The organism is Amycolatopsis sp. NPDC114478 (assembly GCF_055633805.1).
On sequence record NZ_JBVKDO010000024.1, the window covers coordinates 97,974 to 119,821 of the forward strand.

At 72.6% G+C, this 21,848-nt stretch carries 21 protein-coding genes and 1 pseudogene; 12 read left to right on the forward strand and 10 right to left on the reverse strand.

The genetic code is table 11. The features are described from left to right. Nucleotides 1-57: 57 nt before the first annotated feature. Together ACZ7OH_RS43140 and ACZ7OH_RS43145 are read left to right on the forward strand one after the other, a co-directional pair. Nucleotides 58-615, forward strand: coding sequence for a carboxymuconolactone decarboxylase family protein (locus ACZ7OH_RS43140; protein WP_470286206.1), 558 nt, complete (start codon nucleotides 58-60; stop codon nucleotides 613-615). Then, nucleotides 608-1,417 (forward strand): helix-turn-helix domain-containing protein, encoded by an 810-nt coding sequence (locus ACZ7OH_RS43145; RefSeq protein ID WP_470286207.1) that lies wholly within the window; start codon nucleotides 608-610, stop codon nucleotides 1,415-1,417. The genes ACZ7OH_RS43140 and ACZ7OH_RS43145 overlap by 8 nt, the downstream gene beginning before the upstream one ends. 30 nt (nucleotides 1,418-1,447) lie before the next feature. Here ACZ7OH_RS43145 and ACZ7OH_RS43150 read toward each other — a convergent pair whose 3' ends face one another. Beyond that, nucleotides 1,448-2,080 carry an HD domain-containing protein gene (locus ACZ7OH_RS43150; RefSeq protein ID WP_470286208.1) on the reverse strand — a complete coding sequence of 211 codons (633 nt, stop codon included), beginning with the start codon at nucleotides 2,078-2,080 and terminating at the stop codon, nucleotides 1,448-1,450. Nucleotides 2,081-2,151: 71 nt separating this feature from the next. Between ACZ7OH_RS43150 and ACZ7OH_RS43155 the strand changes: the two genes are divergently transcribed. Continuing rightward, entirely contained in the window at nucleotides 2,152-3,099 is a 948-nt protein-coding gene (locus ACZ7OH_RS43155; protein WP_470286209.1) for a GlxA family transcriptional regulator, read from the forward strand. Nucleotides 3,100-3,134: 35 nt separating this feature from the next. Here ACZ7OH_RS43155 and ACZ7OH_RS43160 read toward each other — a convergent pair whose 3' ends face one another. Both ACZ7OH_RS43160 and ACZ7OH_RS43165 read right to left on the reverse strand, forming a co-directional pair. Beyond that, on the reverse strand, nucleotides 3,135-3,299 hold the full coding sequence (locus ACZ7OH_RS43160) for a hypothetical protein (RefSeq protein WP_470286210.1): 165 nt from the start codon (nucleotides 3,297-3,299) through the stop codon (nucleotides 3,135-3,137). A 67-nt stretch (nucleotides 3,300-3,366) separates the two neighbouring features. Next, nucleotides 3,367-7,986 (reverse strand): DUF6531 domain-containing protein, encoded by a 4,620-nt coding sequence (locus ACZ7OH_RS43165; RefSeq protein WP_470286211.1) that lies wholly within the window; start codon nucleotides 7,984-7,986, stop codon nucleotides 3,367-3,369. A gap of 92 nt (nucleotides 7,987-8,078) precedes the next feature. On the opposite strand from ACZ7OH_RS43165, the gene ACZ7OH_RS43170 reads away from it, so the two are divergent. Then, nucleotides 8,079-8,633 carry a helix-turn-helix domain-containing protein gene (locus ACZ7OH_RS43170; RefSeq protein WP_470286212.1) on the forward strand — a complete coding sequence of 185 codons (555 nt, stop codon included), beginning with the start codon at nucleotides 8,079-8,081 and terminating at the stop codon, nucleotides 8,631-8,633. A 163-nt stretch (nucleotides 8,634-8,796) separates the two neighbouring features. On the opposite strand, the gene ACZ7OH_RS43175 is transcribed toward ACZ7OH_RS43170, so the two are convergent. Further along, nucleotides 8,797-9,825, reverse strand: a complete 1,029-nt coding sequence (locus ACZ7OH_RS43175; protein WP_470286213.1) for an epoxide hydrolase family protein — start codon at nucleotides 9,823-9,825, stop codon at nucleotides 8,797-8,799. A 37-nt stretch (nucleotides 9,826-9,862) separates the two neighbouring features. Here ACZ7OH_RS43175 and ACZ7OH_RS43180 point away from each other — a divergent pair, with 37 nt between their 5' ends. Next, nucleotides 9,863-10,423 (forward strand): TetR/AcrR family transcriptional regulator, encoded by a 561-nt coding sequence (locus ACZ7OH_RS43180; RefSeq protein WP_470286214.1) that lies wholly within the window; start codon nucleotides 9,863-9,865, stop codon nucleotides 10,421-10,423. A 34-nt stretch (nucleotides 10,424-10,457) separates the two neighbouring features. On the opposite strand, the gene ACZ7OH_RS43185 is transcribed toward ACZ7OH_RS43180, so the two are convergent. After that, on the reverse strand, nucleotides 10,458-11,255 hold the full coding sequence (locus tag ACZ7OH_RS43185; RefSeq protein WP_470286215.1) for a SigB/SigF/SigG family RNA polymerase sigma factor: 798 nt from the start codon (nucleotides 11,253-11,255) through the stop codon (nucleotides 10,458-10,460). A gap of 88 nt (nucleotides 11,256-11,343) precedes the next feature. Then, nucleotides 11,344-11,508 (reverse strand): hypothetical protein, encoded by a 165-nt coding sequence (locus ACZ7OH_RS43190; RefSeq protein ID WP_470286246.1) that lies wholly within the window; start codon nucleotides 11,506-11,508, stop codon nucleotides 11,344-11,346. Between the two features lie 41 nt (nucleotides 11,509-11,549). Between ACZ7OH_RS43190 and ACZ7OH_RS43195 the strand changes: the two are divergent. The 5 genes and pseudogenes from ACZ7OH_RS43195 (at nucleotide 11,550) to ACZ7OH_RS43215 (ending at nucleotide 16,607) form a co-directional block, all read left to right on the forward strand. Further along, nucleotides 11,550-12,277 (forward strand): annotated as a pseudogene (locus ACZ7OH_RS43195) (rhamnogalacturonan lyase family protein). After that, nucleotides 12,252-12,365, forward strand: coding sequence for a rhamnogalacturonan lyase family protein (locus tag ACZ7OH_RS43200; protein ID WP_470286216.1), 114 nt, complete (start codon nucleotides 12,252-12,254; stop codon nucleotides 12,363-12,365). Before ACZ7OH_RS43195 ends, ACZ7OH_RS43200 begins: the two are co-directional and overlap by 26 nt. 62 nt (nucleotides 12,366-12,427) lie before the next feature. After that, nucleotides 12,428-13,639 (forward strand): PucR family transcriptional regulator, encoded by a 1,212-nt coding sequence (locus ACZ7OH_RS43205; RefSeq protein ID WP_470286217.1) that lies wholly within the window; start codon nucleotides 12,428-12,430, stop codon nucleotides 13,637-13,639. Nucleotides 13,640-13,790: 151 nt separating this feature from the next. Beyond that, complete coding sequence (locus ACZ7OH_RS43210) at nucleotides 13,791-16,121, forward strand: molybdopterin cofactor-binding domain-containing protein (protein WP_470286218.1); 2,331 nt, start codon at nucleotides 13,791-13,793, stop codon at nucleotides 16,119-16,121. A 9-nt stretch (nucleotides 16,122-16,130) separates the two neighbouring features. Beyond that, on the forward strand, nucleotides 16,131-16,607 hold the full coding sequence (locus tag ACZ7OH_RS43215; RefSeq protein WP_470286219.1) for a (2Fe-2S)-binding protein: 477 nt from the start codon (nucleotides 16,131-16,133) through the stop codon (nucleotides 16,605-16,607). 10 nt (nucleotides 16,608-16,617) lie between these two features. Here ACZ7OH_RS43215 and ACZ7OH_RS43220 read toward each other — a convergent pair whose 3' ends face one another. Next, nucleotides 16,618-17,499, reverse strand: coding sequence for a LysR family transcriptional regulator (locus tag ACZ7OH_RS43220; RefSeq protein WP_470286220.1), 882 nt, complete (start codon nucleotides 17,497-17,499; stop codon nucleotides 16,618-16,620). A gap of 78 nt (nucleotides 17,500-17,577) precedes the next feature. Between ACZ7OH_RS43220 and ACZ7OH_RS43225 the strand changes: the two genes are divergently transcribed. Next, the gene (locus ACZ7OH_RS43225; protein ID WP_470286221.1) at nucleotides 17,578-18,495 is read left to right on the forward strand and encodes an EamA family transporter; all 918 of its coding nucleotides are present in this window, start codon (nucleotides 17,578-17,580) and stop codon (nucleotides 18,493-18,495) included. A gap of 49 nt (nucleotides 18,496-18,544) precedes the next feature. On the opposite strand, the gene ACZ7OH_RS43230 is transcribed toward ACZ7OH_RS43225, so the two are convergent. Then, nucleotides 18,545-18,988 (reverse strand): hypothetical protein, encoded by a 444-nt coding sequence (locus tag ACZ7OH_RS43230; RefSeq protein WP_470286222.1) that lies wholly within the window; start codon nucleotides 18,986-18,988, stop codon nucleotides 18,545-18,547. A 130-nt stretch (nucleotides 18,989-19,118) separates the two neighbouring features. Next, on the reverse strand, nucleotides 19,119-19,691 hold the full coding sequence (locus tag ACZ7OH_RS43235; protein ID WP_470286223.1) for a dihydrofolate reductase family protein: 573 nt from the start codon (nucleotides 19,689-19,691) through the stop codon (nucleotides 19,119-19,121). Nucleotides 19,692-19,793: 102 nt separating this feature from the next. On the opposite strand from ACZ7OH_RS43235, the gene ACZ7OH_RS43240 reads away from it, so the two are divergent. Further along, nucleotides 19,794-20,789 carry a sigma-70 family RNA polymerase sigma factor gene (locus ACZ7OH_RS43240; RefSeq protein WP_470286224.1) on the forward strand — a complete coding sequence of 332 codons (996 nt, stop codon included), beginning with the start codon at nucleotides 19,794-19,796 and terminating at the stop codon, nucleotides 20,787-20,789. A gap of 13 nt (nucleotides 20,790-20,802) precedes the next feature. Here ACZ7OH_RS43240 and ACZ7OH_RS43245 read toward each other — a convergent pair whose 3' ends face one another. Further along, a complete protein-coding gene (locus tag ACZ7OH_RS43245; protein ID WP_470286225.1) occupies nucleotides 20,803-21,831 on the reverse strand; it encodes an RNA polymerase subunit sigma-70 in 1,029 nt (342 codons plus the stop codon). Between the last annotated feature and the right edge of the window lie 17 nt (nucleotides 21,832-21,848).

A 21,848-nucleotide genomic window follows, 5' to 3' on the forward strand; every position in this document is an offset into this window, starting at 1 on the left:
CGGATGCTTACCTCGGAGGGAATTGTTTCCGTGTCCCGGCCGGGCCATGCTTCCGTCATGACCAGTTATCCGATGCACACCCTCGACACCGCACCGGCCGAGGCGAAGGCGCCGCTGGGCGTTCTGCGCGAGACGTTCGGGTTCGTTCCCGGCGCGGCCGCCGTGATGGCGAACTCGCCGGCGCTGCTCGACTCGTTCTTCTCGGCCTTCGGCCACTTCCGCGGCGGCGGCACGTTCACCCCGGCGGAGCGCCAGGTGCTGCTGCTCTCCAACGCCGTCGCGAACACCAGCGAATGGGCGGTCGCCTTCCACACCCTCGAAGCGCTGGCCGACGGCGTCCCGCCCGAAGCGGTCGAGGCGGTGCGCCGCGGCGAGCTGCCCGGCGATCCGCGGCTGGCGGCGTTGTCCGGTCTGACCATCGCCTACATCGAGAAGCGCGGGCACCTCGACGAGAAGGACGTGCACGCGTTCACTTCGGCGGGCTTCGGCGAGGAGCAGCTGTTCGAGGTCGTCACCGGGGTGGCCATCTCGGCGATGACGAACTACTCCGCGAACGTCGCCCGTCCGCCGCTGGAACCGGCGGTCGAACCGCACGCGTGGACCGCGAGTGCCTGACGTCGGCCCGCTGCTGAAGCACTGGCGCGCCGCCCGGCGGCTGAGCCAGGTGTCGCTCGCCGCGGAGGCAGATGTTTCGTTGCGGCACTTGAGCTTCCTCGAGACCGGGCGTGCGAAGCCGAGCCGCGCCATGGTGCTGAAGCTCGCCGACGTCCTCGACGTGCCGTTGCGGGACCGCAACACCCTGCTGCTCAGCGCCGGGTTCGCGCCCGAGTACGCCGAGTCCCCTTTGGACGCTCCGGCGCTGGCGGCGGTGCGGGCCGCGCTCGACGCGATCCTCGCGCAGCAGGAACCGTATCCGGCGCTGGTGATGGACCGCGGCTGGGACATCCGCCACGCCAACGGCGCCGCGCGGCGGTTCTTCGCCTTCCTCCACAGTGGACGCCCGACGGAGCCGCCCGGACCGCCGAACGTGCTCCGGCGGATGTTCCACCCGGACGGCGTCCGCCCGCACGTGACGAACTGGCCGGAGGTGGCCGAAGCCCTGGTCGGGCGCGTGCGCCGGGAAGCGCTGGGTGGCGTGACCGACGAACGCGCCCGGGAGATCCTCGACGAGGTGCTCGGCTACCCCGGCGTGCCGGCCGGCTTGCGGACCCTGGACGTGACGGGCCCGCAGCTGCCGATCGTCCCGATCCGCTACACCCGCGACGGCGTGCGGTTCGCCTTCTTCTCGACGGTGACGACGCTGGGCACGCCCCAGGACGTGACGCTCCAGGAGCTGCGCATCGAGTGCTTCCACCCGATGGACGACGAAACCCGGGAGAACATCCGGACGCACGTGACGGAGACGATCGCCGGGTAGCGCACTTGTCCACTGTGGACGATTTGCCGGTCACTCCCAGGGTGTGCCGGCGGTCGCCCGCTCCAGCCCGGTGACGCCGGCTTCCCGGCGCTCGCGCAGCAGTTCGCCCGCGATCGAATAGCGTGGTGCCGTGGCTTCTTCCGCGCGGGCCGCGTGCTCGACGATCGCGTCGACCAGCGACGGGACCATCGACAGCCGCGGGTGCTCTTCGTGGATGCGCTCGTGCCGGCCGGTGACGACGTGGGCGTTGCGGCCGAAGTCGGTGCCGACCCCTTCGCGGGTCAGGTAGGCCAGCAGGCCGCGGCGTTCGGCGATGCCGGGCGAGGTGTGCAGCGCGATCGCCTCCCACACGAGGTCGACCTGCGGCGCGCCCACGCCGTTCTCGGTCAGCAGCTCGGCGGCGAGATCGGCGCCTTCGACCTCGAAGCGCGTCTTGCCGGGCGCCAGCGTGCCCACGCCGAGGTCGTGCAGGACGGTGGCCGCGAAGAGCAGCCCGGCGTCGTAGGCCGCGTCGTCCAGGAAGGCTTCGTGCTCGGCGAGCAGGCGCGCGAACAGGAAGCTCCGGACGCTGTGGTTGGCCACCGCCGGGCTTTCCGTACTCCGCACGGTGGCGAGGATCGTGTCGGCGAGCGGCCCGGTGGGCAGGGCGAGGAAGTCGGTCACCCCGTCGACGCTAGAAGCCGTCGACGCCCGGCGACAGTGGCCCCGAGACCCTTCACCGCTAGGATCGTGCCATGGAACGCCACGGTGTCACGGTGCTGGCGCTCCCGGGCGTGCTCGCTCTGGACGTCGGGATCCCGGTGCAGGTCTTCGGCTCGGACCCGCACTACGAGCTGACGGTGTGCGCGGACCGGCGCCCCGTCCCGGTCTCCGGCGGCGGCCTGACGATCGCCGCGGACGCCGGGCTCGAGGCCCTGGACGGTGCCGGCACGGTGATCGTCCCCGGCTACGACGACATCGACACGCCGCCGCCCGCCGCGGTCCTGGACGCGCTTCGGGCCGCGCACGCGCGAGGCGCGAGGATCGTCTCGATCTGCACGGGGGCGTTCGCCCTCGCCGAGGCCGGTCTGCTGGACGAGCGGCCGGCGACCACGCACTGGCGGTTCACCGCCGACCTGCGCACCCGCTTCCCGCGCGTGCGGGTGCTGCCCAACCGGCTCTACGTCGACGACGGCGACATCCTGACGTCGGCGGGCGTGACCGCGGGGATCGACCTGTGCCTGCACCTGATCCGCACCGACGCCGGCGCCGCGGCGGCCAACGCCCAGGCCCGCCAGCTGGTCGCCCCGCCGCACCGCGCGGGCGGCCAGGCGCAGTACATCGAGCGCCTGCGCCCGGAGGCGACGGGCGACCGGCTCGGCCCGCTGCGCGACTGGCTGCTGGCCGACCTCACGCGCCAGGTGGACGTCGACGCGCTCGCCGCCCGCGTCCACCTGTCGCGGCGCACGTTCCTGCGGCGGTTCCGCGAGGAGACGGGCACGTCCCCGATGGCCTGGCTGACCGGCGCGCGGCTGGACCGGGCGCGCGAGCTGCTGGAGACGACGGACCTCCCGGTGGAGCACCTCGGCCGGCACACGGGCCTGGGCAGCACGGCGACCGTGCGGGCGGCGTTCCACCGGCACCTCGGCACGTCACCGCGGGAGTACCGGGCGGTGTTCCGCCACCGGCGCGACCCGGACTGAGCCGGCGCGACCTTCCGACTCCGGCGGGCCTCGGATCAGCTGTCCTCGGGGTGCAGGCTGATGGTCGGCCAGGTGCTGAGCGTGGCGAGGCCGTCCTTGCGGGCGTGGTGGCCGGTCAGTGCCTGGTTGCGGGCGGAGACGTGCGGCGCCGCCCGGTCGAGCAGCGGCGGGCCGAGCGGGTCTTCCGGCAGGGTGTCCATGCGAATCCTCTTCCGGTAGGCGGTGCGGACGTCCCTCTCACGCCCGAACACCGCCGCCGGTTGAGGGTCAGCGCTTGTTCTTGTCCCAGATGACCACCGGCGGCGCGTCCGGGTAGTCGGTGTCGTGGGCGATGACCTTGTCCACGTTCGGGTTGTGGCGCAGGATCGGGAACTCGTCCATGTCGAACACGTTGTTCGGCCGCCGGGAACCCAGCTCGTCGCCTTGACCGGGCCAGCCGCTCGACTTGCCCGGGGTGTTCGGCAGGGCGATGTGGACGTCGCCCTCCGCGTTGTGCGCCAGGGCCTTCGACGCGTCCTTCCACACCTTCTCGCCGTTCGGGTGGTTGTCCGAGAACTTCGGCATCTCGACGCCGTTGTCCTTCAGGAGGCCTTCGAGGGTGTTGCCGCCGTTCTTCTTGGCCAGGTCGATCGCCGGGTTCTCGATCGAGCCGTGGTACTTCGACTCGGAGAGGGGCTTGCCGGTCGCGGGGTCGACGACCGAGTCCTTGATGTGGCCGCCCGACCAGAACCACGACTTGTCCTTGCCCGGCGCCATCATCTCGTCCCACTTCTTCGAGAACTTGGCGTACTGCTCGTCGGTCATGTTGTGCGGCCGGATCTTGCCGTCCGGGTCGCGGAACTCGTCGAGGCCGTCCGGTTTCTTCGACCCCGGCGGGAGCTTCGCCGCGTCGCCGCCGCCCGCCGGGTTGTCCGGGGCCTTCGGGCCGCCCGTCTTGCCGCACGGGCTCTGCACCAGGCCGAGCGGGTCGCTCTGCAGGTGCGGCTGCTCGACGTAGCCCACCGGGTCGGGCGCCGCGGCCAGGCCGAGCGGGTCCTGGCTCAGGTACCGGCCCGTCTGCGGGTCGTAGTAGCGGTAGACGTTGTAGTGCAGCCCGGTCTCGGCGTCGCGGTACTGGCCCGGGAAGGCCAGCGGCATCGGCGCGGTGCCGGACGTCGACGGCAGCAGCTCGCCCCAGAAGCTCGTGCGCGCCTGCCAGCCGATCGTCCCGTCCGCGCCGACGAGCTCGGTCGGCGTGCCCGCCGGGGACGTCACCACCGTGTGGAACCGCACCTCGGCTCCCCGCTGCTCGACCTGCACCACCGGCCGACCGTCGTCGGGATGACGCTCCCAGGTCAGCACGCGCGAGCGCCCGTCGTCGGTCAGCTCGATCTCCTCGACGAGCTCGGCGCCGCTCCAGACGAACCACGTCTCGGCGGTCTGCCGCGGCGCGCCGTCGTCGCCGAGCTCCCAGCGCCGCTTGGCGAACCGCCGGCCGAGCGCGTCGTAGAGGTACGTCCAGAACGACTCGTCCGGGGCGATGACGGTGATCAGCCGGTCCAGCTCGTCCCAGACGAACCGCCACTCGGCGCCCGCGTGCACCCGGCTGGTCACCCGGCCCTGCGGGTCGTGGCCGTACCGCGTCCCGGCGGACGTGAGCCGGCCCGCCGCGTCGTAGGCGAAGCGTTCGACGCCGTCGGGCGTGAGCACTTCCGCGACCCGCCCGGCAGGGTCGAACCCGAACCGGACCGGCCGCGCGTCGCCGATCGCGGCGAGCCGGCCGTCCGGCGTGTAGGTGTAGGTGCGCCGGCCCAGTCCGGTGATCACCTGCTCGCCGAGCCGGTCCGCGGCGTCGAAGACCTGACGCTGGACCTCCGCGCCGTCGACCGCGCGGCGGACTTCGCGACCGGCTTCGTCGTACTCGAACGCGATTTCGCGGCCCGCGACGCGCAGCGACACCGGCAGTTCGCCGTGGTAACGCCACTCACTGTCCACACCGGACAGTGTGGTGCGGTGGACGCCCGCGGCGTCGTACGTCCAGCGCACGCCGACCCCGTTGACGGTCTCCTCGCGCACCCGTCCGCGCTCGTCGCGCACGATCTGCAAGACCGAGTCGGCGTTGATCGCGTACTCGAGCCGGCCCAGCGCGTCGTAGGCGTACCCGGTGACGCCGGTGGCCGTGCGGCGTTCGACGACGTTGCCGAGCTGGTCGTAGGCGTACTCGGTGACCTCGTCGAGGCCGTTGGTCATCCTCCGCAGCTGCCCGGCTTCGTCGTAGGCGTAGGTCAGCTGGCGGCCGTCGAAGTCGGTCTCCTCGACGAGCCGCCCGGCCGGGTCGTAGGTGTAGTGCCAGGTCTGGCCGCGCGGGTTGGTCACCGCGACCAGGCGCAGCTCGGCGTCGTAGCCGTACGCCGTGCGCGCGCCGGCGGCGTCGAACTCCTCGACCGGCAGGCCGAACGGGCCGTACGCGCGCCGCGTCGTCCGCCCGGCGGCGTCGCGGTGCTCGACGACGCGCCCTTCGCCGTCGTGGCGCCAGCTCTCCCGCTCACCGTGGGGGCCGACCCGCCAGGAGCACTGCCCTTCGGCCGTCCAGCCCAGCCGGGCCGCGCCGCCGGACGCGGTGTGCACCAGCCGCGGCCGGCCGAACGGGTCGCGGTCACCCGGCCGCACCGCCGCGGTGAGCACGGGTTCGTCGCCGAGGACGTCGGCCGGGCCGTCGACGCGCAACCGGGTGGAGACGCCCGGCAGGGCGGCGTACGGATCGGCCGCCGCGGCCACCACCCGCGCGTCGCCGGCCCGCAGCTCCACCTCGCCCGTCTCGGCCGGCGTCAGCCGCACGACGGAACCGTCCGGCCGCGTCACGGTCGCCAGTACGCCGTTTTCGTAGCCGTAGAACGTGATCCGCCCGAGCTCGTCGGCTTGCGACAGCAGGTCGTCGTAGCGGGTCCACGAGTAGCGGCGCGTGTGGCCGAGCGGGTCGGTCCGCTCGACGAGCTGCCCGGCCTCGTTCATCCGGTAGGTCCAGGTGTGGCCCAGGGCGTCGGTGTGCCGGGTGGTCCGGGTTTCGGTGTCGTAGGCGAAGGTGCCGTTGAGGTAGCGCTCGGCGCCGACGCTGCGGACGCAGCGGCCCGCGGCGTCGTAGACGTACCGGTACCAGGTGCCGGTGCGGTCCTGCCAGCCGACGATCCGGTCGTCGACGTCGTAGTCGAGGTTCACCGGGCGCCCGGTGAACCCGGCGATCTGGGTCAGCTGGCCGAGCCGGTTGTAGCCGTACCGGACGACCGGCGCGCCGCCGGGCACGCCGAGCGCGGTGACCCGGCCGCCGCCCGACTCGACGTTGATTTCGGTGCCGTCGTCCCGGCGCAGCAGCCGCGGGGCGCCGCTGCCGTCGTGGTCGATCGTGGTGCGGGAGCCGCCCTGCTCGATCAGCGTCAGCGGCCGCACCGGGCCCGGCCCGTCGGCGAACCCGAGGTCGCTGGTGCCGGTCGAGAGCCGGTAACCCTCGGCGGTCCGGCGCAGCGGGTGGCGCGGTCCTTCGATCGGCAGCACGGGCCGGTCGCCGCCGGGCAGCGGGTACACCAGGACCATGCCGTCCTCGGCGTAGAACCGCACCTGGTCGCGGCCGACCTCCAGCCGCTGGTCCAAAGTGGACGCCCAGGAGCGGCCGAACCACCGGCCCGCGCGGTAGGCCGACAGGTGCGTGCGCGACAGCACGAGGTCGCCCGCGTCGCCGGGCAGGGTCAGGTCGACCTGCGTCAGCACCACTTCGCCGGTGGCGACGTCGACCGGGTCGGAGACGCAGACCTTCTTGTCGTCCGGCACCGCGCGGTCGCGCGGGCCGTCGCCCTTGGGGTCGCCCTTCGGCTTGCCACCGCCGTCCGGGCTGCCTTTCGGAGTGCCCCCGGGCGGGTCGGCCTTCGGCGGCGGGCCCTCGGCCGGCGGGTCGCTCTTCGGTGGCGGGTCGGTCTTGGGTGGCGGATCGCTCTTCGGTGGCGGGTCGCCCTTCGCGCCCGACGTGCTGGTGCTGTCGTCGCCCTTGGGCGGCGGGTCGGTCTTCGGCGGCGGCGCGTCGGGGTCGCCCTTGCCCTTGGGGCCGCCGAGGTCCTTGGGGTTGCCGTTGATGTCGGCGTGCTTCGGCGGGGGTGCGGCTTTGCCGGGCTTGATGTTCTTCAGCGCCTTCGCGGCGTCGCCGAACAAGTCGCCGGCGCGCTTGAGCAGCGGGATGAGCGCCTGCAGTGCTTTGACGAGGCGCTTGGTGAGATCGGCGATCTTCGAGGTGGTCTTCGCGACCGCGGTGATCACCTGCGGGACGACCCACGTCATCCCGATGCCGAGCGTGAACACCACTTGTAGCGCCCAGCTGATGAGGTGGCCGACGAGTTCGGCGATGATGTCGCGGACGAGGGCACGCACCGCGGCGACGACTTCGCCGGCGGTCTTGACACCGCTGGAGGCGCCCTCGCATCCCTTTTGCGCCGTTTCGAGCAGGGTGACCGTGTCCTGGGCGCGCTGCCGGTAGGCGTCCCCGGCATTGCCCGTCCACGACGAGATGTCCGTCTTGACCATGCCGGTGAGGTCTTGGCCGACGCTGCCGAGTTCGGTGGCGACGTTCTTCCAGGTCTCGGACTGGGCGGCGATCTCATCGGCGTTGCCGGTCAAAGCGTTGAGCGCTTCTTTGAGCGGGCCGACGTGTTCGATGAGCCAGCCGACGCCGGCGGCGAGGATGGCGCCGAAGGGGTCCATGGCCATGGAGAGGGCGTCGAGGGCGGTGCCGACGGCGCCGAGGGCGACCGACGCCCAGTCGCCGCTTTCGATCGCGGACTTCAGGTCGTTCGCCGACTCCAGCAGCGAAATGCCCGAGTACGCCTTGGTGGAGTCTTTGGTCTCCGCGACCAGCGGGTTGCCCACAACGCGACCTTCCTGACGTCACGGCGAACATTCGTCAAACTTTCAAAGAGCTTCCGGTGAACGTAGCAGCGCCACCACGGCGAAGGTTCGGGTTGCCCGAAAATCCGGTGATCCCTGGCTCGGGCGGGCAACGGGGGGACGAGCCGCCGCGGCTGCTGCAGGCGGACGGCCCGGCCACCGCGACCGGGCTGGGCAAGCGGGTCGGGGAGAGCTCCGGCACGACCAGCTGGCACCTGCGGCTGCTCGCCGAGGCCGGTCTGGTCGAAGAGGACAGCGAACGCGGCAACAAGCGCGAACGGTGGTGGAAGTCCGTCCAGAAGTCGACGCGGATGCGGGCCGCCGACTTCATCGGCGACCCGGACCTCGCGGCGCCGCTGGACATCTACCTGCGCTCGGTGATCGAGCACCGGTACGAAGCCGAGTCGCGGTTCGTCAGTGAACTGCCGCGGTGGATCGACCAGTGGCACGACAAGGCCGTTTTCAGCGACGTCCGGCTGAGCCTGACGCCCGAGGAAGCGGCCGCGATGAGCGCCGAGGTCGACGCCGTGATCGACCGCTACCGCCGGGACGCGCGAGCGGGCGACCACGACGTGCTCGCGCACTGGTCGGCGTTCCCGCGGCAAGCGCGGCCCGAAGAATCCGACTGAAGAATCCGACTGAGGGGGAATTGATGGTGCACTTCTTGCTGGCCGAGGACCTCGTCCGCGAGCGCGAAGCGGACCTGAGGCGGGCGGCGGTCCGCGTCCGGCGCGAGGGAACGCGACGGCAGCGCCTCGGGTGGGTCCTCGTGGAAACCGGGCTGAGACTGGCTCAGGCGCCCAGTTCCACCGCCCGCCGCACGTCGCCCGCGTAGGCCTCGGGGCGTTCCCAGGCCGCGAAGTGGCCGCCGGCCGGGTGTTCCACGTACTCGCGGATGTTCAGGAACGCCTCGGCGTAGCTGCGCGGCTCCGGCTTGGTGTCGCGGGGGAACACCGACAGCACGGTCGGCGTCTCGACCCGGCCGGGCAGCGTGACCGGTTCGGCGTACGTGGCGAACGACGTGCCGATCGTGCCGGTGACCCAATACGCCGTGATCCACGTGAGGAGCTCGTCCGGGGTGAAAGCCGAGGCGTCCGACCAGGAATCGAGCTTCTCGGCGAGCCAGGCGGCGAGCCCGGCGGGGGAGTCGCCGAGGGCGACGGCGAGGGTGTTCGGCCGCGTCGACTGCTCGGCGATGTACCCGCCCTCGCTGCGGAACCACCGCGCCGCCCGGCCGAGGTAGGCCGCCGCGTCCGGGGCCAGCGTCGCCGGGTCGGCGGTGAGTGCGCGCTGCGGAGCGACGTTCGTCAGGTGCAGGGCGGTCACCCGGTCCGGGTGTTCGCTCGCGAGGATCTCCGCGACGGTTCCGCCGATGTCGCCGCCGGACACCGTGTAGCGCGGGTAGCCGAGTTCGGCGAGGGCATCCGCGACGAGGCCCGCGATCCGGCCGGCGGACATGCCGGGCTCGGTGAGCGGAGCCGCGAACGGGAAGCCCGGCAGCGCGGGAACCACCACGTGCAGGTCCTCGAGCAGGGGCAGGACGCGTTCGAACCGCAGCACGGAGTCCGGCCAGCCGTGCAGCAGCACGACGACGGGGGCGGCCGGATCCGCGGCTCGCTGGTGGATCACCCGCAGCGCCCCCGCGGTCGTCCACGGAAGCGCGTCGATGCGGCGCTCGTGCACGGCCCAGTCGTAGCCGTTCGCCCAGTGGTCGAGCAGCTCGTCGAGGCGGGCGCGGCCGATGCCGCGGGCCGGGTCGTCGCTCCACGGGGTGGGGACGCGCCGCGTGCGCCGGAGTCTGTCGCGTAGTTCGTCGCTCATGTGTATCACCGTACACATGATGTGTATGCTCGTACACATGACTTCGCGCAACGCGGCGGCCACCCGGCAACGGATCCTGGAGCACGCGAAACGCCAGTTCGCCCGGCACGGGTACACGGCGATCACGGTCAAGGGCGTGGCCGACGCGGCCGGCGTGTCGCCCAACCTCATCACGCGCTACTTCGGCGGCAAGGACGGCCTGTTCCTCGCCGCGACGCGGGTGGAGATCCCGGTCGCGGACTCGTTCGACGGCGACCGTGCCACGCTGGGGTCGCGGCTGGCGGCGAGCATCGTCCGCCGCTGGTTCGGCGACCCGGGGGAGGACCCGCTGCTGGTGCTGCAACGCGCGTCCGGCGAACGCCCCGAGGCGGCGGAGGCGCTCGCCGCGTTCCTCGACGCGAACTCCCTGGAGCCGTTGCACGGCTACCTGCGCGACAGTGGTCTGGACGACGCGCAAGCCCGCGCCCGGGCCGCCGCGATCGACGCGTTCGTGCTCGGCGTCTCGACCCGGCGCCGCGTCCTGCGCGCCGAACTCGGCGACCCGGCCGAGCTCGAGACGTGGCTGGGCGAGACGATCCAGCGACTGGCCGACGGGTGAGGCCGAAGCCCGGGAGTACGCGGCCGCCGTCCGGCTAGCCGGGAACCACCCGGTGGCGCAGCTGTTCGAGCGTTTTCGCCAGCAGCCGGGACACCTGCATCTGGGACACCCCGATCCGCTCGGCGATCTGGCTCTGGGTCAGCTCCTCCACGAACCGCATCTCGATGATCGCGCGCTCGCGGGGCGGGAGGTCGGCCATCGCCGCTTCCAGCGTGAGGTGGTCGTCGGCCTTGGCGTACGGGGATTCGCGGTCGGCCAGCTGGTCGCCGATCGTGCCGGTGTCGCCGCCGCCGCGGGCCGGGGCGTCCAATGAGGCCGGCTTGTACGCCTCCGCCGCCAACAGTCCTTCCCGGACGGTCTCGACGTCGATGTCCATGTGTGCCGCGAGCTCGCTCGGCGTGGGGGAGCGGCCCAGGTCGTGGGCCAGCTCGCCGGTCGCCTTGACGAGGTTTTGCTGCAGCTCCTTCAACGCCCGGGGCACGCGCATCGACCACGCGCTGTCGCGGAAGTGGCGGCGGACCTCGCCCATGATCGTCGGCACCGCGAAGGACAGGAAGTCCCGGCCGCGGCCCGGGTCGAAGCGGTCGACCGCGTGGATCAGGCCGGTCCGCGCGACCTGCACGAGGTCGTCGAAGGACTCGCCGCGGCCGCCGAAGCGCTTGGCGATGTTCTCGGCCAGGGCGAGGTGCTCGGTGATCAGTCGGGCACGCAGTTCGGCGTGCCGGGGATCCCCGGGGGTGAGCTCGCTGCGTTCGTCGAACAGCGGAGCGCAATGGGCGAACTGGTTGGTCCGCCGAGGCGCGGGGGTGAGCGTCGCGGTGGGTCGCTCCAAGGCTCTGACAACCATGGTGACCACTTACCCAAAGCCGTCGCAAACCACACGACCTGGTGTTTCGTTGGTACATCCGGAGCAACCGGGCTCAGCAGGACAGCGTCCCCGCGCGCAGGGCGTGGCCGCCGTCGTCGGAGTCGTCGGCCCACACGACAGCCTTGCGGCCCGACGAGCACGTCGACTGCGGGGCGATCGCGAAGCCTTCGTTGTTGTAGTTCGGCATCTTCGACGGCCGCGCGTAGGTCGCCGACACTGGACGGCACCCGGCTGTGGCGGATCGACCTGGGCCGCAACATCCGCGCCGGCGCGCACTACACGCAGTTCCAGGTCTTCGACTACGACGGCGACGGCCGCGCCGAGGTTGCGATGAAGACCGCGGACGGCACGCGCTCCGGCACCGGCCAGGTCATCGGCAGCTCCGGCGTCGACTACCGCAACTCGAGCGGTTACATCCTCTCCGGGCCGGAGTACCTCACGATGTTCGACGGCCGGACCGGCGCGGCGATGTCGACGGTGAACTACGACCCGCCGCGCGGCACGGTGTCCTCGTGGGGTGACAGCTACGGCAACCGGGTGGACCGGTTCCTCGCCGGGACGGCCTACCTGGACGGCTCGCGCCCGAGCCTGATCGTGTCCCGCGCCTACTACACCCGGACCGTGATCGCGGCGTGGGCGCGCTGACCGAGCGGTGGAAGTTCGACTCGAACTCGGCCGGCTCGCAGTACACCGGCCAGGGCGACCACCAGCTGGCCATCGCGGACACCGACGGCGACGGCCGCGACGAGATCGTCGTCGGCGCCATGGCGATCGACGACGACGGCGCTCCACTGTGGAACACCCGGCTCAGCCACGGCGACGCCATGCACGTCGGTGACCTGATCCCGGGCTGGGCCGGGATCGAAGAGTTCAAAGTGGACGAAGACACGGCGAAGCCGGCCGCGACAACGGCCGCGGCGTGTCCGACGACATCTACGCGGGCAGCCCCGGCGCCGACTCGTGGTCGTCATCTGGTGGGACGGTGACGCCCAGCGCGAGTACCGGGAGGCCGTCGCGTGGCAGAACACCGCCTACAACCGGCCGCCGCACCCGGGCTTCGCGCTCGCGAGGTGAGCGGGAACGCAACCGCCGACGTAGGCTGACGCGCCGAGGAGAGCGCGACAGTGGTGGTGCGGATGGGCGAGGCGCGGGCGGACGCCCGGGACACCGCGTGGTCACTGGCGGCCCGGGTGCTGGACGAGCTGGACGAGCTCACCGGCGCCCTGGTCGCCGTCATCGGCGAGCAGAACCCCGGCTACCGCGTGGTCGACGTCGTGCCCGATGACGACCTCTGGCGCTCCTGCCACGACAACCTCCGCCGGGTCCTGCAGCTGATCGGCCGGGGCACCGGCAGCGGCGAAGACCTCTACGACGCGGCGAAGGCGACCGGCCGGCGCCGCGCCGAGCAGCAGCTCCCGCTCGACGACGTGCTGCGGTCGTTCCGCATCGGCGGCCGGCTGGTCTGGCAGGCCCTCACCGCGCAGGCCCGGGCGACCGGGTCGGTGAACAACGAGGCCATGCTGGACCTCGCGACCCGCGTCTGGGAGGTCGTCGACGCCACCTCGGCCCAAGTCGCGCTGGCCTACCACGCGGCGGAACGCAGTTTCGTCCGCGCGGACGAGCAGCGGCGCGCGTCGCTGTGGGAGGGGCTGCTGCAGGGCCGGGCCGCCGACGCGGGGTTCGTCTACGAGGCCGGCCGGGTGCTGCGCCTGCCGATTTCGGGACCCTACGTCGTCGTCGCGGCCGCGGGGCCCGGCGATGGCGCCTTCGCCGAGCCGCTCGGCTCCGCCCTGGAGGACCTCGGCTCGGCGTCGGCCTGGCAGTCGCGCGCGGACGTGCTCGTCGGGCTCGTGTCCCTGCCGGGCCGGGAGGTGACCGGCGTCGTCGGCGCGATCGGGTCCGTGCTCACCGTGCCGGCCGGGGTGTCGCTGGTCGTCGACGGGCTGGCGGCCGTGCACACGGCCTACCGGCAGGCGGTGCTGGCCATGCGGACGGTCCCGCCGGGGCGCGTCGATGTCGTCTGCCTGGCCGAACGGCTGCCCGAAGCCCTGCTGCTCTCCTCACCGGAGCTGACCGAGTCGCTGCAGCAGGACTGGCTGGGTGGCCTGCTGGACCTGCGGACCGCCGAGCGCGGGCCGCTGCTGGAAACCCTGGCGACGTGGGTGCGGACCGGCGGCTCGGCGACCCGCTCGGCGCAGGCGCTGCACTGCCACCGCAACACCGTGCTCAACCGGATCCACCGGCTCGAGGAGCTGACCGGCCGGTCGCTGACCGGCGGGGAACTGGCCCTGGAGCTGGCCTTGGTCGTCCGCGCGTTGCCGTTCCTCCCGCCACCGCGCGTGCCCTGACCGGTACCCCCTGTGCACAGTGCACAACGACACTAGGCCAAATGTAGGCACCCAGGTCCTTCATTCGGCGGCGTGATCTGTGCAACACTCCGGCCGGCGGTGCTCCGGCCCGCGCTCTCCCACACCGTCGTTCGAGAGGTCCCAGCCGCTCATGCCCGAACACGACCCCGCCGTCCCACCACCCGGGCCCGAGCCGCGCTCGATGGCCCGCCGCCGGTTCCTCGGCTTCGTGCTGGCCGCGCCCACGCTCGCCGTCGCCGCCCAGATCGGCGGCTCCGAACTGGCCCCCCGCGAAGCCGACGCGGCGATCCCGTCCCTGCCCCAGCCCGAAGACATCTTCGACCTCGGCGACCTGCAGAACCTCGCCGCGCTGCCGACGTCGGGCTTGATCAGCGTCCAGGTCAGCGCCGATGGCCGGGCCGCGTTCGCCGTGCCGCGCACCGAGGTCGGCCAGGGCATGACCACCGCGGTGGCGATGATGATCGCCGAAGAGCTCGACCTCCCGCTGGACAAGATCGACGTCACGCTCGCCGACGCCCGGCCCGAGCTGCTGATGAACCAGCTGACCGGCGGCTCCAACTCGATGCGCAGCATCTACACGCCGGTCCGGACGGCGTCGGCGATCGCCCGGCAGCGGCTGCTGGCCGCGGCCGCCGCGAAGTGGGGCGTGCCGGCGTCGCAGCTGACGACGTCCGGCGGCGTCGTGCACGATTCCTCCGGCCGCACGGCGAGCTACGGCTCGCTGGCGAAGGCCGCCGCGTCCGCGACGACGATCAGCGTGGCCGCGACGCTCAAGCCGCGCTCGGAGTTCAAGGTCCTCGGCACCCCGCAGAACCGCCTCGACGCGCACGCGTCGGTCACCGGGACCAAGCAGTTCACCCTCGACCTGGACGTCCCGGGCGCGCTGCCGACGATGGTCGCCCGGCCGCCGACGATCAACGGCACCCCGCGCTCGATCCTCAACGCCGCCGAGGTCAAGGCGATGCCGGGGATCACCGACGTCGCCGCGATCTCGCACGGCGTCGCGGTGCGCGGCCGCACGTTCGGCCAGTGCATCGACGCGATCCGCGCGCTCAAGGTGACCTGGGGCGCGGGCACGGTCGACGGCGAGTCCGACGCCACCGTGTTCAAGAAGCTCAAGGCCGCCCAGCTGCCGATGACCGTGCCGGGCCTGCTCGACCAGTACATCGATGCCGAATTCACCTTCGCCGCCGCCAGCAACAGCCCGCTCGAAACGGGCGCCGCGATCGCCGACGTCCGCGCCGACCGCGCGGAGATCTGGTCCTGCCTGAAGGTGCCGATCGTCGCGCAGGAAGAGATCGCGAAGCTGCTGGGCATGCCGCAGGACGCGGTCACCGTGCACGTCACCCAGGGCGGCGGGTCGTTCGGCCGGCACCTGTTCCACGACGCGGCCGCCGAAGCGGCGGAGGCGTCGCAGAAGATGGGCAAGCCGGTCAAGCTGATGTGGTCGCGCACCGACGACTTCCGGCAGGGCCGCATCCACCCGATGTGCGTGTCGCGCGTACGGGCGACCTACCTGCTCGGCAACGTCGTCAGCTTCGAACAGCGCCACACGAGCGTGCAGACCGAGTTCAGCCACGGGCTGGGCGAGATGATCACAGCGACCGCCGCGAAGCTGCCGATCGGCGGCAACCTCAGCTTCGCCGAGTCGATCTTCCTGCTGAGCCAGTCCTCGCCGTACAAATTCGGCGTCACGACCCAGCTGCTCAACGAGATCCCGCTGAAGTTCAACACCGGCAGCATGCGCAACATCTACTCGCCCAACGTGGTCACCGCCGAGGAGCTCGTCGTCGACCAGCTGGCGAAGAAGTTCGGCAAGGACCCGGTCGCGTTCCGCCGCGAGTTCCTCAAGGACGACCGGCTGCGCGCGGTGCTGGACAAGGCCGTACAGGTCGGGAACTGGGGCCGCTCGCTGCCCGCCGGGGTGGCGCAGGGGATCGCGCTGCACTCGGAGTACCGCGGCGCGGTCGCGGTGCTGGTCGAGATCGACTGCCGGCCGGAAACGGTCAACCGCAAGGTGCGCGACGGCGTCACCGGCCCGCGCGTGACGAAGGCCCTGGTCGTCGTCGACCCCGGCTTCGCGATCAACCCGCGTGGCCTGGAAGCCCAGATGATCGGCGGCCTCAACGACGGCATCGCGATGTGCCTGACCTCCAGCATCCACATCAAGGACGGGCTCCCGCTGGAAGGCAGCTGGGACAACTACTTCTACACGCGCGAGTGGAACACCCCGCCCGAGACGCAGGTCGTCATCATGCCGAACACCTCGTCCAGCCCCAGTGGCGCGGGCGAGCTGGCGGTGGCGCCGTCGTTCGCCGCGGTGGCCTGCGCGTACGCGCGCGCGGTCGGCAAGATGCCGACCTCCTTCCCGATCAACCACGGCACGCTCTCCTTCGAGCCGCTGCCGGTGCAGCCGTCCACGCCGCCGTCGCCGACCGACGGCCTCGACCACGCCTACTAGGAGACCGCAGTGCCGCAACACACCCTGAAGATCAACGGCAAGGTGGTCACGGTCGACGCCGACGACGACCTGCGGCTGCTGTGGGTCCTGCGCGACCTGCTGGGCATCAAGGGCCCGAAGTACGGCTGCGGGCTCGACGTCTGCAAGGCGTGCACCAGCCACATCAACGGCAAGGCGTTCAACCCGTGCTCGGTCCGCGTGGCCGACATCGCGGAGTCCGACGAGATCACGACGATCGAGGGCCTGCCGGCGACGGTGGGCCAGGACCTGCACCCGATGCAGGAGGCGTGGCTGGAGTTCGACGTGGCCCAGTGCGGCTACTGCCAGCCGGGCCAGATCATGGCGGCGGTGGCGAAGGTCCGCCAGGCCCGCGCGGCGGGCCACGAGATCACGGACGCGGACCTGGACGAGATCCGCAACATCTGCCGCTGCGGGACCTACGCGCGCATCCGCGAGGCGGTGAAGGCGGGAGCGGCGAAGATGTGACGCGCGAGCGTCAGCCCGCCCCGGCGTCGATGTCCAGCAGGGCAACGAAAGCAGTCGCCGCCGGGGTCGGGTTCGCCGCCGCCCAGATCACGTACTCCACGCGGGCCGGGGCGTCGGTGATCTCGATCGTCACCACGCCCGTCAGCTGCGGCGCGTACCCCGACGGCAGCATCGCCACTCCCAGCCCCGGGCCGACCAGGCGCGGCACGTAGTCCGCGCTCGTCACCTCGTACGCCACCTCGCGGTCGAGGCCCGCCGCCGCGAACGCTTGGTCGGACTGCGCGCGCCCGGCCGTGCCCGGCGGCAGGTCGACGAACACCTCCGCGGCCAAGCGCTTCAGGCTGACCGTCGGTTCCCCGGCGAGCGGGTGGTCCGGGGCCACCACCGCGATCAGGTGACCGCGGGCCAGCTCGCGGACCGCGACGCCGCGCGGGCTCGCCGTCGTGGGCAGGCCGAGGAACGCCACGTCGAGGCTGCCGTCGCGGACCTGCTCGATCAGGTCGTCGCTCGCGCCCACCCGCAGGCTGATGCGCACCTGCGCGTACCGGTCGTGGAACTCGCGGATCGTGGCCGGGACGTCGGCCGCGGTGACCGTCGGGATCAGGCCGACCGCCAGCCGTCCGCGCACCTCGCCCACCGCCGCCGCGACCTCGGCCGCCGCCCGCTCCGCCGCGGCCAGGCACTGGCGCGCCGACGGCAGGAACGCCTCGCCCGCCGGGGTCAGCCGCACCCGGCGGCTCGTCCGCTCGAACAGCCGCGCGCCGAGCTCGCGCTCGAGCCGCGCGACCTGGTGGCTGAGTGCCGACTGGACGACCAGGCACCGCTCGGCGGCCCGGGTGAAGCTGTTCGTTTCGGCGATCGCTACGACGTACCGCAGCTGCTGGAGTTCCACGCATCCATCTTGAACCACGATCGCTGCGGTGACGAACATGTGTTGGACTCATCGATCGCCGTCCGGTGGGATTTCGGTATGACCAGCCAGCTCCTGCGGACGGACCCCGGCGACACCCGCCGCGTCGACCTGCCCCGCATCGCGCTCACCGCGGCGGCCCCCGCCGTGTGGGGCACCACCTACCTCGTCACCACCGAGTTCCTCCCCGCCGGCCACCCGCTCTTCGCCGGCCTCCTGCGCGCGCTGCCCGCCGGGCTCATCGCGCTCGCCTTCACCCGGACGCTGCCGCGCGGCGCCTGGTGGGGCAAGGCCGCCGCGCTCGGCGTGCTCAACATCGGCGTCTTCCTGCCGCTGCTGTTCGTCGCCGCGCAGCGCCTGCCCGGGGGCGTCGCCGCGACGCTGGGCGCCGGGCAGCCGCTCGTCGTCGCCGTCCTTTCGGTGCCCCTGCTGCGCCAGCGCTTGTCGGGGTGGCGGCTCGGCTGGGGCGTGGCGGGCATGGCGGGCGTCGGCCTGGTCGTGCTCGGCCCGGCGGCCACTTTCGACGGTGTCGGCATCGCGGCCGGCCTGGTCGGCGCGGCCACGATGGCGCTCGGCGTGACGCTGACCAAGCGCTGGGGACGCCCGGAAGGCGTCGGCCCGGCGGCGTTCGCCGGCTGGCAGCTCACCGCGGGCGGCCTCTTCCTGCTGCCGCTCACGGCCGTCTTCGAGGGCGCGCCACCGTCGATCGACGGCCGCGCCGCGCTCGGCTACCTCTGGCTCGGCCTGATCGGCGGCCTGTTGACCTACACGCTGTGGTTCCGCGGCGTCACGACGCTGCCGGTCGCCTCGGTGGCCGTGCTGGGGCTGCTGTCCCCGCTGGTCGCGGCCGTCCTCGGCGCGGCCGTCCTGCACCAGACCCTCGGCGTGGTCCAGCTGGCCGGGTTCGCGCTCGCCCTGGCCGCGCTCGTCGCCGGCCAGCTCCCCGCCCCGTCCGTCCGGAAAGGACAGTCCCGGTGAAGATCGCCGTAGTGGGCGCCGCCGGCATGGTCGGCTGCGGACCGGCACTTCACGGTCGGCTGCCGACCTTCGTTTCGCACCGCACCCGCGGGGCGGCCTCGGTCCCGGACGCGACGCAGTCGACCCCCTTGCCCGGCCCGGGAACGGGGTAGGTGAAGACGGTCGGCGCGTCGCTTTCGCGGCCGGCGGAGAACTTGATGACCGTCGGCTGCCACGAGCCGGTGCCGTGGAGGACCTTCGAGTAGTACGCGGTGTGCGGGCCGATCGTCGTGGCCATGCCTTCGCCGTCGTCGTTCAGCTCGTGCACGGTCAGCACGTAGTCCCCGGCGGTGTACTTGCCCTGGCCCTCGTGCCCGGCTTCGGCCGGGGTCGCGCTCAGGACCTCGGGCGCGACGGGGTCGGCGGCGGTGGCGAGGACGGTGGCCCCGATCGCCACCACCGCGGCCCCGGCGGCGGCCGAGAGGACCCCGATCCTCCTGGCTGTGAAGTCCATGACGATCAAGCTAGGCCGCCGGTGCCGGCCACCACCTCGGCCGAAGGGACAGCGGATCTCGTCCTTTCGGCCGAGGCCGAGGCCGAGGTCGACGCCGACGCCGAGGCCGAGGTCGAGGTCGACGTCGAGGTCAGGGGTGGATCAGCTCGTAGGTCAGCAGGACCAAGGCCGTCCCGACCGGACGCGCGCCGAGCAGCCGCGCGGGCTTGACGCCGGCCTCCGGGAAGAGCCGGGCGCCCGCGCCGACGACGAACGGGTAGGTCATCAGCCGCAGCTCGTCGGCCAGGTCGTGCTCGATCAGCGTGCGGACCAGCTTTCCGCTGCCGTACACGACGATCTCCCCGCTCACCTCCTCCTTCAGCTTCGCGACCTCCTTGACGACGTCGCCCGCCAGGACCGCCGTCTCGCCCCAGCCGGCGTCGTCGACGGCGGAGGAGGAGACGACGTACTTCGGCAGGGCGCGCAACCGGTCCGCCCAGTCGCCGGTGCGGGACGCCCAGCCCCGGTTCAGGAAGTACGCGTGGGTCTTCCTGCCCATGAGGAGGGCCGCGGCGCCGACGGCCTCCGCGTACTCGGCTTCGGCCCAGGCCGCGCGGTCGTCGTCGCCGATCCCGGTGAACCAGCTGACGGCCCCGTCGTCCCCGCGGGTGTCTTCGATGACTCCGTCGAGCGTGACGTTTTCGCTGATGATGATTTTTCCCATGCCGGGACTGACGCCGGGACGGCCGGGAAGGGGGCGGCGCCCCCTTCCCGTCCCGCGCGGCGTCCGTACAGGATGGAAGCGCGAGCAGGGAGACGAGGCCGGATGGGAACCGAACTGATCGGGCGGGCGCGGGCCGGGGACGGCGAGGCGTTCCGGGTGCTGACCGAGCCGCACCGCCGGGAGCTGCAGGTGCACTGCTACCGGATGCTCGGCTCGTACCAGGACGCCGAAGACGCCCTCCAGGACACGCTGCTGTCGGCGTGGCGGGCCCTCGGAGGGTTCGACGGCCGCGCGTCGATCCGCACCTGGCTGTACCGGATCGCCACCAACCGCTGCCTCAGCGCGCTGCGCGCGGCCGGGAGGCGCCCGGCGAAGGCGTGGGACATCCCCGGCATCGAACCGCCCGAACCGACGCGGCTCGGCGAAGTCGTCTGGCTCGAGCCCTTTCCCGACGCGCTCCTTCCCGCGCCGCCGAGTCCGGAGGCGTGGTACGAGCAGCGCGAATCGGTCTCGCTGGCGTTCGTGACGGCGTTGCAGGTCCTGCCGCCGCGCCAGCTGGCGGTGCTGGTGCTGCGCGACGTCCTCGGGTTCCCGGCGGGCGAGGTCGCCACCATGCTCGACACGACGGTCGACTCGGTGAAGAGCGCCCTCAAGCGGGCCCGGGCCGGGCTGCGGCGCCGGCCGGCGGGCGAACCGGCGCCCGCGCCTGGCTCACCCGCCGAGCAGGCGGTCGTGGCGAACTTCGCGCGGGCGTGGGAAACCGCCGACATCGACGCGCTGGTGGCCCTGCTGACCGACGACGTGTTCGTGTCGATGCCGCCGCTGCCGCTCGAATACGAGGGCCGGGACGTGGTGGGCCGGCTCTGCGCGGGCTTGTTCGGCGCGGGCCGCCGGTTCGCCCTCGTCCCGACGCGCGCCAACGGCCAGCCGGCGTTCGGCGCGTACCTGTGCGCGCCGTCCGGCATCCGGCACGGAACGGGGTTGTACGTGCTGACGTTGGCGGGGGACCGGATCAGCGCCCTGACCCGCTTCGAGAACAGCGTGCTCCCGGCGTTCGGCCTGCCCCGGTCGCTGCCGGAAGGCCGGAACCCGGGCTGAACGCCGGTCCGGTTCAGCCCGGCAGTGTCTCGGGGAGCCCGAACACCGGGAACAGCTTCTCGTCCAGGAACACCACGATCCGGCCGATGACCCCGCCCTCGGCCTCCAGGACGTGGATCCCGTGCCCGGCGAACGAGCCGTCCGCGCGTCTCGTGTAGCTGCCGACCGCCGGGAACCCGTTCGCGCTCGTCGGCAGCGCCCGGCGGGGGGAGGTGAAGACCCGGCGCGTGTGGTGCTCCAGGACCGCGTCGCGGCCGTGGAACCACACCGCGATCGGGGGCATCTGGTACTCGACGTCCGAGCGCAGCAACGCCGCCAGACCCGCCGTGTCCGCGTCCTCGAACGCCTTCAGGTAGCGCCGCAGGACTTCGTCGTCCAGGGCCGGGTCCGGCCGCACCTCGTTCTCGACCGGCTGGTCGGCCGCCAGCGTCGCGCGGGCGCGCTGCAACGCGCTGCGGGCCGCCGTCGTCGTCATCCCCAGCGTCGCGGCCGCCTCCGACACCGCGAACCCCGCCACCTCGACGAGCATCAGCACCGCCCGCTGCCGCGCCGGCAGCCGCTGGAACGCCGCCACCACCGCTAGGCGCGTGCTGTCGCGCAGGGCGGCCAGCTCGGCGGGGTCGTCGCCGGCCGTCGGCAGCGGCTCCAGCCAGGACACCGTGTCGATCCGGGGCAGCGCTCCGGCGGTCTCCGTCCCCGCGCCGAGCCCGGACGGCAGCACCCGCCGCCGCGCGCTCTTCAGCACGTTCAGGCACGCGTTCGTGGCGATCCGGTACAGCCAGGTGCGCACCGACGAGCGTCCTTCGAAGCCGTCGAAAGCCTGCCACGCGCGCAGCATCGTGTCCTGCACCAGGTCTTCGGCGTCCTGGAACGAGCCCAGCAGCCGGTAGCAGTGGGCGAGCAGCTCGCGGCGGTGCGGATCCGCCAGCCGCCAGAAGTCCTCGTCAGACATCGGGTCCTCCCTGTCCATACCGGTGCGGACAACCGAGCGGCCCCGGATGCACCGGTGCGTTCGCCCGCCGTGCCCGGTCCACCCGGTCATGACACCCGGAACCGCGA

What these genes read in the sequence shown, in the direction of transcription:
- ACZ7OH_RS43140 (WP_470286206.1), top strand. Translation starts at nt 58, where the DNA reads ATGACCAGTTATCCGATGCACACCCTCGACACCGCACCGGCCGAGGCG.
- ACZ7OH_RS43155 (WP_470286209.1), top strand. Translation starts at nt 2,152, where the DNA reads ATGGAACGCCACGGTGTCACGGTGCTGGCGCTCCCGGGCGTGCTCGCT.
- ACZ7OH_RS43160 (WP_470286210.1), bottom strand. Translation starts at nt 3,299, where the DNA reads ATGGACACCCTGCCGGAAGACCCGCTCGGCCCGCCGCTGCTCGACCGG.
- ACZ7OH_RS43175 (WP_470286213.1), bottom strand. Translation starts at nt 9,825, where the DNA reads ATGAGCGACGAACTACGCGACAGACTCCGGCGCACGCGGCGCGTCCCC.
- ACZ7OH_RS43180 (WP_470286214.1), top strand. Translation starts at nt 9,863, where the DNA reads ATGACTTCGCGCAACGCGGCGGCCACCCGGCAACGGATCCTGGAGCAC.
- ACZ7OH_RS43205 (WP_470286217.1), top strand. Translation starts at nt 12,428, where the DNA reads ATGGGCGAGGCGCGGGCGGACGCCCGGGACACCGCGTGGTCACTGGCG.
- ACZ7OH_RS43210 (WP_470286218.1), top strand. Translation starts at nt 13,791, where the DNA reads ATGCCCGAACACGACCCCGCCGTCCCACCACCCGGGCCCGAGCCGCGC.
- ACZ7OH_RS43225 (WP_470286221.1), top strand. Translation starts at nt 17,578, where the DNA reads ATGACCAGCCAGCTCCTGCGGACGGACCCCGGCGACACCCGCCGCGTC.
- ACZ7OH_RS43230 (WP_470286222.1), bottom strand. Translation starts at nt 18,988, where the DNA reads ATGGACTTCACAGCCAGGAGGATCGGGGTCCTCTCGGCCGCCGCCGGG.
- ACZ7OH_RS43235 (WP_470286223.1), bottom strand. Translation starts at nt 19,691, where the DNA reads ATGGGAAAAATCATCATCAGCGAAAACGTCACGCTCGACGGAGTCATC.
- ACZ7OH_RS43240 (WP_470286224.1), top strand. Translation starts at nt 19,794, where the DNA reads ATGGGAACCGAACTGATCGGGCGGGCGCGGGCCGGGGACGGCGAGGCG.
- ACZ7OH_RS43245 (WP_470286225.1), bottom strand. Translation starts at nt 21,831, where the DNA reads ATGACCGGGTGGACCGGGCACGGCGGGCGAACGCACCGGTGCATCCGG.